The following is a 7,928-nucleotide window of genomic DNA, read 5'->3' on the forward strand; positions in this document are numbered from 1 at the left end:
TAAAATCACAGTTGCACCATAAGCTTCGGCTAGTGTATGGATGTGTTTTGCACCTGCAACCGCTCCTAAAATAGCCGATTTTTGATGCTCATTTGACATTCCTTTACCGGCATTAAATTGGGCCCCACCATTTGAAAATTGAATGATAACTGGCGCATTTAATTTAGCTGCAGTTTCCAAAACTCCATTAATAGTGCTTGATCCCACAACATTAACTGCAGGTAATGCAAACCCTTTTTGTTTTGCATAGTTAAAAATTTCTTGCACTTGATCTCCGGTAGCAACACCTGGCTTAATATTGTGACTCATAGTTGTATGTTTTTATTATAAGACTGCAAAAATAAGAATTTATAAAATTAGAATGGATAATTAATTCCAAAATTTAGCACCGTTTTGCTAAAGTTGATGCCTCGAAACCAACGTTCTTGTGTTTCACGAGCTGGATCATAGGTTTTGTACCCCAAATCAAATCGGAAGACAAAAAAATCAAAATCATAGCGGAATCCAATACCCGAACCAATCGCAATGTCTTTTAAAGAGGCCAGACCATTAAAGGTGTAGTCTTTGTCGCTCACATTATCTAACACATTCCAGATGTTGCCGGCATCGACAAATAAAGCACTGTATAAATTACCGCCAATTCTAAATCGGTATTCGGTACTGAAGGCTAATTTCAAGTTGGCTTCGTTAAAATCTAGGACACCGCCGCTTCGTCCAGGACCTAAACTATAGGCTTGCCAACCTCTGTTGTCGTTTGATCCACCTGAAAAATAACTCCTAGAAAACGGAATAGATTTGGCATTTCCATAAGGTATAGCAATACCTGCAAAAGATCGCATGGCAAGTGTATTTTTTTTACCAAAATCCCAATGCTTTACAAAATCAACTTCGGTTTTGATGTATTGTGAATATTCAATGCCAAATAATTTTTTAGCATTAGTGGTACTTGTTTGTTCATTTAAATTTAACCCTTTGCCTAATAACGACAATACATTTCCTGCTGATTCTATCTTTGCTTTAAAATTATAATAATTTCTATCGTTGAGGTTGTTTTTGGTAGTCTTATTGAATACAAAACTTGACGATACGATCATGTTATCTTCGATCAATCGGGTTCTTCGCTCGCCTATACTCCGAATGATTTTATAATCTTCATCGCCCGGGCTTAAATTAGGATAGCCATCATTTTCTACAAAATCAATAAAGCTGACTGCCCCATCACTGGTTAAATTATTACTTGTGTCTACCCAAGCTGTGTTGGTATTATATATTCGAGCCAGTTGGTTTAATGTGTTGTACGAATTTAGATACACATTGAAATAATTGTCTGCATTTAGGTTTCGCACATAATTAACGCCAATCAACTCAAATTTGAAGTTGTTTTTAGCGTTGTTCGTAGTCCAACTGTAACTGATGCCCCCCGATAAACTTTGTTTGTCTAATCCAATGTTTCTTTGATTGGTTATTCCGGTACTGATCTGCGTGCTGGGAAACATCTCTTTTTTAATGATGTTCTTTACATTAATGGGAAAGAAAATTCGTGGAAAGTTAAGTTTTACATCGGCGCCATATTCTGAGATATTGAAAAACACATTGTTTGGATTGGCCAAATCTTGCGAAGATCCAAAATTACCGCGGGTCGAAATTTCTAAAACCTCAGCACGTTTGAATATGTTACGCCACGTTAAGGACATCGTTCCACTAATTCCAAATTCTTGAATATCTGAGGTTGCCAAATCGATAGAGGGTGTCCATTTAAATTTAGGCTTGTTGATTAAATAGATATTTGCTATTAATGAGGTGTTGGTTGAATCGCTCGGATCTTGCTGGTACTCAATATTTGGATAATTGAACATATTCAAATTGCTCAATGCTTTTGAAGTTAAGGCGCGATCGGTATCGCTAAAAAGCTTTCCTTTTTCAATGAATATGGCATTGGTAAGCGCTTTTGGTTTGTAATCCAAACGTCCCGAGCTGTAGAGGTTGTAATTGTTGTAGACCGCACTATCTTGGGCTTTGTTTTTTTCTTTATTGGATGTAGTGTTGGTAAATATATTGACCTGACTGATTGTATAAATAGTAAACGGTTTCTTGATTAAAGTATCGCCCACTTTTACGTTTCGATCTTCAATTTTTAATACCACATTCATTTTTTGAATAGCATCATTTGTGATGGCCTCAAACTTCACATGGTTTTCTTGAAAATGATAAACACCATTATTTCTAAATTGCTGGGTAATGCGTTTGCGTTCGGCATCAAAATTCATATATGAATATTGTGTACTGGTTTTAAGCAATGATTTGTTTTGTTCCAACGCATACAAACTATCCAACGCGGGGGTTTCAATAGCTCTAGAAATCGAATCCAAAACATAGGGTTTTCCTGTAGTAACGCGATAGGTAATTTTGCTTTTTTTCGTACCTATAGTATCTAAAACATAATTCACCTCATTTTTTAAATATCCACTGTTGTAATAAAATCCGGATAAGCGTTCTTTTGAAAGTTGGGTTTTTTTAGCATCAACAATAACCGGGGCTTCTCCTGTTTTTTTCAAAAAATTATTGATTCCACCCACAAAAAACGATTGCCCTAAACGTGCCACTTGTTTGTCTGAGAGCCACTTTTTTAGGTGTTTTCTGCGCTCAGGCTTTTTGTCTAGCCAAGCTTGGTATAAAGAATCGGTATTTTTTTTTGCCAAATTAAACAAGTGCAATCGCAGTGGAAAACCAGCAATATTGGAGTTGGGTTGCTGAACGACTAAATTGGTAATACGCTCTTCTCTAACCGTTTCATTGTTAAAAATAATTTCGTTTTTTGTCAGTAATTGTTTTCTTGAGGGTACACGCTTAACTAACGAACACGAATAAATTATTGTTCCGAATACAAATAATAATGTTATTTTTGATAAATTATTTCTCAAAGCACTCTTTAAAAGTTAGTCAAAAATACAATTTTTATGGTTAGTAAAAACCAAATTAAACGAATAACCAGTTTACAACAAAAAAAATTCAGAAAACAGGAACAGCTTTTCTTTGTAGAAGGGGTAAAGGGAGTTCAGGAATTACTCGATTCTAACTTTGAATTGCTCGAATTATACACAACGAATACCAAATTGTTTGCTGTTGATTCAAGTAAAGTGTATGCCATTACGAGTGCCGAATTGCAAAAAATAAGTGCATTAACCACGCCTAATAGTTGCTTGGCGCTATTCAAAATTCCTGAAGTTAAGGCTTTTGAAGAAAATGGATTGATTGTCGCAGTTGATGATGTGCGCGATCCCGGAAATTTAGGAACTATTATTCGTTTGTGCGATTGGTTTGGTATTAAAACCTTATATTGTTCTGAGGAATCGGTAGATGTGTATAATCCAAAAGTAATTCAGGCAACTATGGGATCTGTTAGTCGCGTAAATATAGTGTATGGCGATCTATCCCAATTTCTTTCAAAAACCCAATTGCCTGTTTTTGGCACTTTTATGAATGGAAAAAATATCTATAAAGAGTCATTGCCAAGCGAAGGTATTATTGTGATGGGAAATGAAGCCAATGGGATTTCAAAGCCCATTGAAGAACTTGTTTCACATCGGATTGCTATTCCACGATTTGGTGATTTGCGAGCAACAGAAAGTTTAAATGTTGCTACAGCTACCGCTATTGTATTAAGTGAATTTAAACGCTTCGGAATTTAGTGGAAGGTAAAATTTACAAAAAATCCACGGGTTTTCATGGCTTGTACATTTCCGGTCCACGGACTTCCTGGCGTGTTATCACGAATTAGTTCGTCGTTCATTCCAAAAACACCTCGTATCGAAGGTGAAAAAACAAAATATTCCAGGTAAATATCTACGCCAAAGCCAACTTCATAAAAATTGGTCCATTCGTTCATGCGAAAACGCTCGTTGTAATTGTCGTCTTGTATTTTAGCGTTGCTCCCTAAGTTTAATGCAGTTGATACACCACCTACTAAATACGGACGCACATTTCCAGCGCGTAATGCCGAGTATTTTAACAGCAGTGGAAAAAAGATATAGGTCGATTTTACTTCGCGTAAACGATCATTTGCATCGTTAATCGCTGGATACGTTAGATTGCGTTGGGTAATGTACAAACCGGGTTCAAAGCGCAAATCGAAATATTCGGTCAATCGCAAGTTGCCAACTAAACCCACATTGAAACCGGTAGTGGTTTCCACTTGAATGTCTTCAGCCACTGTTAAATAGTCAAATTTAAAATCCAAGCTATTGAATCCCAAAAAGTAGCCCCAATGCACGCGTTGTTTGTTCCAATTCTCCTTATTGATGATCGGATCTTTGCCAAACATGCCGCCTTGAGCCGCTGCAATTTGAGTAAAAAGCAATACGATAATCAGTTTTTTCATACTATTTTTTTGATGCTTTATAAAGGGTAGCCACACCCATAGTTTGTGGCATATGTATAACGTCTATAAACCCAATTTTTCGTAAAATATTGTTCAATGCTTCGCCGAATGGGAAATTTTGTGCCGAAGTAGAAAGGTATTGATAGGCTTTTTTGTCTTTTGAAAATAGTTTTCCAATGGTAGGCATAATGAAATTAGTGTATACATAATACCCCTGTTTGAAAGGGAACGTTGTAGGTACAGACGTTTCTAAAATGATGAATTGCCCACCCGGTTTCAAGGTGCGTAAGATTTCCGACAAGCCTTTTTCTAGATGTTCAAAATTGCGCACGCCATACGCTACAGTTATGACATCAAAATAGTCATCGGCATACGGGATATTTTCCCCATCACCCAATACCATTTGTATCTTTGTATCTAATTTTTGGGCTTCAATTTTTTTCTTTCCGATGTCTAACATGCCCTGCGAAATATCCAAACCAATAATTTCTGTTGCCGAAGTTTCCGCAAATAAAATTGCTAAATCTCCTGTTCCTGTTGCAATATCTAAAACAGTCGAGGGTTGTTTTGCAGCAACCATTTTTAGAATTTTTTGCTTCCACTTAGCGTCTGTTCCAAAAGAAATCACTTTGTTTAAGCCATCGTAATTTTCAGAAATGGCGTCAAACATTTGTGCCACCTGTTCTTTTTTACTTAAATCAGAATTTTGATATGGGGTAATGTTTTTGGACATGTTTTGATTTTTGAATGGCAAAAGTACGGATAAAATTTCAATGTGTCAATTGGTCAATGTGCCAATGAGGCAATTAGTTAATTAGTCAATGTGTCAATTTGAAAATGTGACAATTGGTTGAAATGGCGATTAGTTTTTTACCAAACACCCATTACCTTTTTACATACGTTAAAAAAGTAAAATCAAACGCATGTTTATCATCTTTTGGGTGGAATTCTTCAAAAACCATTTCCCATAGTGTCGGATCGATGGTTGGAAAAAAAGTATCGGCGTCAAGAGTCGTGTGCACACGAGTTACATCTATTTTATCGACTACGTCAAGCGCCTGTTGGTAAATTTCGCCTCCGCCAATCACAAAAGCTTCTTCGTTTGCCGGACATAATTCCATCGCTTTTTCCAAACTAGGCACTACAATACAGCCTTCAGGGGCTTGATAATCGTTTTGTCTAGTAATGATAATATGGGTGCGATTAGGCAAAGGTTTTGGAAAACTCTCAAAGGTTTTGCGCCCCATAATGATGTAATGCCCAGAAGTTAACGTTTTAAAACGCTTAAAGTCTTCAGGCAAATGCCACAGGAGTTGGTTGTCTTTTCCTAAAGCATTATTCTCGGCTGCGGCTGCGATTATGGTGAGCATAGATTATTATTTGAAGGGCTAAGATATGAAATTTGAATGAGAAATGGAGCAGGCACTTTTTTAAGTGGTAGATTGGAATAATTTGCAATACAGGCTAAACTAATTTATGGTTTATTTGTAACCATCTGAAATTTGTAATTTTTCTACTGCTAGCATGTTATTTCCATCACTCAAATGAATGAAATAAAGTCCACTTTGAAGATTTTCCCTTAAAATTTTTATGTCGTACCCTAAAATATTTGTTACTTGCTTTACGGTTTGCCCGTTTGAATTATAGAGGGTTAAGGTAGCATTATAGAGTGGGTTTATTGATTTTAAAGTTGTGGAAGTAATCATAGGGTTTGGGTAAATCAAAGCACTACTTTTGTTTGTATTTTCAGGATTTCTTAAGTTTGTCTGTCCCGCTAGTATACATGAGTTTGGCGTGCTTTGGTAGGCGTAATCTTTTAGAGTAAATGAAGATGAAGTTGCTACTAAATCAATACGGGCCCAGCCATAGTATGTGTTTGTACCTACGATTAGTTTTAATGCTAAATATTTGTCGGTTTCACCCACCCAATATCCTAGGTTTGTTCCCCATCCTAAAGTGCCCGGGTTGTTTGTGTCATACCAAGTTGCTGTTGATGGACAAATGGTGCTGGATGCTGCCAATGCCCATGGTAAATAGTTGCCTGCCATAATAGTACCGGCATAAGCATTACTGTTTTGTGGGTGACAAATTACTCCAATCGTGTCAGAACTTCCTCCGTATTGAATAATAAAATCAATAATGGTATCATTGTTTAGATCCAAAGTGTATGACGCATTGGGTGTTACGTCGGAGATATCAGTGTAGATAATTTGTGAGTATAAGTTGTTATTGAAAACAAAAAACAACAACAAAGTATACAATAATTTTGACATATACTTTACTGGGAGTTTTATATTCATCAATTAGCAATTAATTATACTATTAATATTACACCGCCACAGCACCTTTAATGTGCGGGTGTGGGTCATAGCCTTCTAACGTAAAATCGTCAAACGCGAAATCAAAAATATTTGTAACGTTTGGATTTAACTTCATCGTTGGTAGCGGTCTACATTCGCGAGACAATTGTAAATTAACTTGTTCGATATGGTTGTTGTAAATATGTGCATCGCCAAAAGTATGTATGAAATCGCCTACTTGTAAATTACACACCTGGGCAATCATCATCGTAAACAAAGCGTAAGAGGCAATGTTAAACGGCACGCCTAAAAAAATGTCAGCACTACGCTGGTACAACTGGCAACTCAACTTTCCATCGGCTACATAAAACTGAAAAAACGCATGACACGGAGGTAAAGCGGCTTTTCCATTCGCTACATTTTCAGCAAAGGAAACAGTAGTATCCGGTAAAACACTTGGATTCCATGCCGAAACCAACATTCTTCGGCTGTTGGGATTGGTTTTTAGTGTTTCGATTAATTCGGTAATTTGGTCAATTTCTTCGCTGTTCCAGTTGCGCCATTGGTGGCCGTATACCGGACCCAAATCGCCATTTTCATCGGCCCATTCGTCCCAAATTTTTACTCCGTTTTCTTGTAAATATTGGATATTGGTGTCGCCTTTTAAAAACCACAACAATTCATAAATAATGGATTTTAAATGTAATTTTTTGGTCGTTACCATAGGAAATCCTTCGCTCAAATCGAACCGCATTTGGTAACCAAAAACACTCAATGTTCCTGTTCCTGTTCGGTCGCCTTTTTGATGACCGTTTTCTAAAACGTGTTTTACTAAGTCGTGGTATTGCTTCATACTTATTATTGGTAATAGGTGATTGGTAATAGGTGATTGGTAATAGGTGATGGGTAATAGGTGATGGGTAATAGGTGATGGGTTATTGTTTGGCTAAATAATTTATGAAAGATGTGATTTTCTTTTCGATGGTTTGTAAAAGTATAATTTTATTTTCAATATTTTTTTCTGGAATTAAATCAACATCTGCACATAAAATTAATTGGGTTTCTAATTCATAACAAGAACCTAGACTAATTTCTAAGAATCTTGAAAAATCTTTATTTGATTTTTTTGCACAACCTTCTGCTATGTTTGAAGGAATAGAAATTACACTTCTTTTTATTTGAGAGGTTAATCCATATTTTTCTTCATCAGGCATTATTTTCAGTAAAAAATAAATTTCTTTAACTAGCCC

Annotated in this window: 9 protein-coding genes; 1 reads left to right on the top strand and 8 read right to left on the bottom strand. The window is 36.3% G+C overall.

Annotated features, from left to right (window positions below; translation table 11 throughout):
• Both ACIQ6Z_RS08180 and ACIQ6Z_RS08185 read right to left on the bottom strand, forming a co-directional pair.
• A partial coding sequence (locus tag ACIQ6Z_RS08180) for a class II fructose-bisphosphate aldolase (RefSeq protein ID WP_396210413.1) occupies positions 1 to 309 on the bottom strand: 309 nt, incomplete at its 3' end.
• Between the two features lie 47 nt (positions 310 to 356).
• Positions 357 to 2,921, bottom strand: coding sequence for a BamA/TamA family outer membrane protein (locus ACIQ6Z_RS08185; protein ID WP_396210414.1), 2,565 nt, complete (start codon positions 2,919 to 2,921; stop codon positions 357 to 359).
• A gap of 36 nt (positions 2,922 to 2,957) precedes the next feature.
• Here ACIQ6Z_RS08185 and ACIQ6Z_RS08190 point away from each other — a divergent pair, with 36 nt between their 5' ends.
• Positions 2,958 to 3,689: a TrmH family RNA methyltransferase gene (locus ACIQ6Z_RS08190; RefSeq protein ID WP_396210415.1), complete on the top strand. Its 732-nt coding sequence runs from the start codon at positions 2,958 to 2,960 to the stop codon at positions 3,687 to 3,689.
• Here the strand turns inward: ACIQ6Z_RS08190 and ACIQ6Z_RS08195 are convergent.
• The 6 genes from ACIQ6Z_RS08195 to ACIQ6Z_RS08220 all read right to left on the bottom strand — a co-directional run.
• Entirely contained in the window at positions 3,686 to 4,378 is a 693-nt protein-coding gene (locus ACIQ6Z_RS08195; protein WP_396210416.1) for a porin family protein, read from the bottom strand. The two genes, ACIQ6Z_RS08190 and ACIQ6Z_RS08195, sit on opposite strands and share 4 nt — an antisense overlap.
• 1 nt (position 4,379) lies before the next feature.
• Positions 4,380 to 5,111, bottom strand: coding sequence for a bifunctional demethylmenaquinone methyltransferase/2-methoxy-6-polyprenyl-1,4-benzoquinol methylase UbiE (gene ubiE / locus ACIQ6Z_RS08200; protein WP_396210417.1), 732 nt, complete (start codon positions 5,109 to 5,111; stop codon positions 4,380 to 4,382).
• A 151-nt stretch (positions 5,112 to 5,262) separates the two neighbouring features.
• Positions 5,263 to 5,748 (bottom strand): dihydrofolate reductase, encoded by a 486-nt coding sequence (locus ACIQ6Z_RS08205; protein ID WP_396210418.1) that lies wholly within the window; start codon positions 5,746 to 5,748, stop codon positions 5,263 to 5,265.
• A gap of 111 nt (positions 5,749 to 5,859) precedes the next feature.
• On the bottom strand, positions 5,860 to 6,651 hold the full coding sequence (locus ACIQ6Z_RS08210) for a T9SS type A sorting domain-containing protein (protein ID WP_396210419.1): 792 nt from the start codon (positions 6,649 to 6,651) through the stop codon (positions 5,860 to 5,862).
• A gap of 55 nt (positions 6,652 to 6,706) precedes the next feature.
• Positions 6,707 to 7,531, bottom strand: coding sequence for a thymidylate synthase (locus ACIQ6Z_RS08215; protein ID WP_396210420.1), 825 nt, complete (start codon positions 7,529 to 7,531; stop codon positions 6,707 to 6,709).
• 82 nt (positions 7,532 to 7,613) lie between these two features.
• A partial coding sequence (locus ACIQ6Z_RS08220; protein WP_396210421.1) for a four helix bundle protein occupies positions 7,614 to 7,928 on the bottom strand: 315 nt, incomplete at its 5' end.

Origin of the sequence: Flavobacterium sp., assembly GCF_044376915.1 — a bacterium.
GTDB lineage: Bacteria > Bacteroidota > Bacteroidia > Flavobacteriales > Flavobacteriaceae > Flavobacterium.

What these genes read in the sequence shown, in the direction of transcription:
- ACIQ6Z_RS08190 (WP_396210415.1), top strand. Translation starts at nt 2,958, where the DNA reads ATGGTTAGTAAAAACCAAATTAAACGAATAACCAGTTTACAACAAAAA.
- ACIQ6Z_RS08195 (WP_396210416.1), bottom strand. Translation starts at nt 4,378, where the DNA reads ATGAAAAAACTGATTATCGTATTGCTTTTTACTCAAATTGCAGCGGCT.
- ubiE (WP_396210417.1), bottom strand. Translation starts at nt 5,111, where the DNA reads ATGTCCAAAAACATTACCCCATATCAAAATTCTGATTTAAGTAAAAAA.
- ACIQ6Z_RS08205 (WP_396210418.1), bottom strand. Translation starts at nt 5,748, where the DNA reads ATGCTCACCATAATCGCAGCCGCAGCCGAGAATAATGCTTTAGGAAAA.
- ACIQ6Z_RS08210 (WP_396210419.1), bottom strand. Translation starts at nt 6,651, where the DNA reads ATGTCAAAATTATTGTATACTTTGTTGTTGTTTTTTGTTTTCAATAAC.
- ACIQ6Z_RS08215 (WP_396210420.1), bottom strand. Translation starts at nt 7,531, where the DNA reads ATGAAGCAATACCACGACTTAGTAAAACACGTTTTAGAAAACGGTCAT.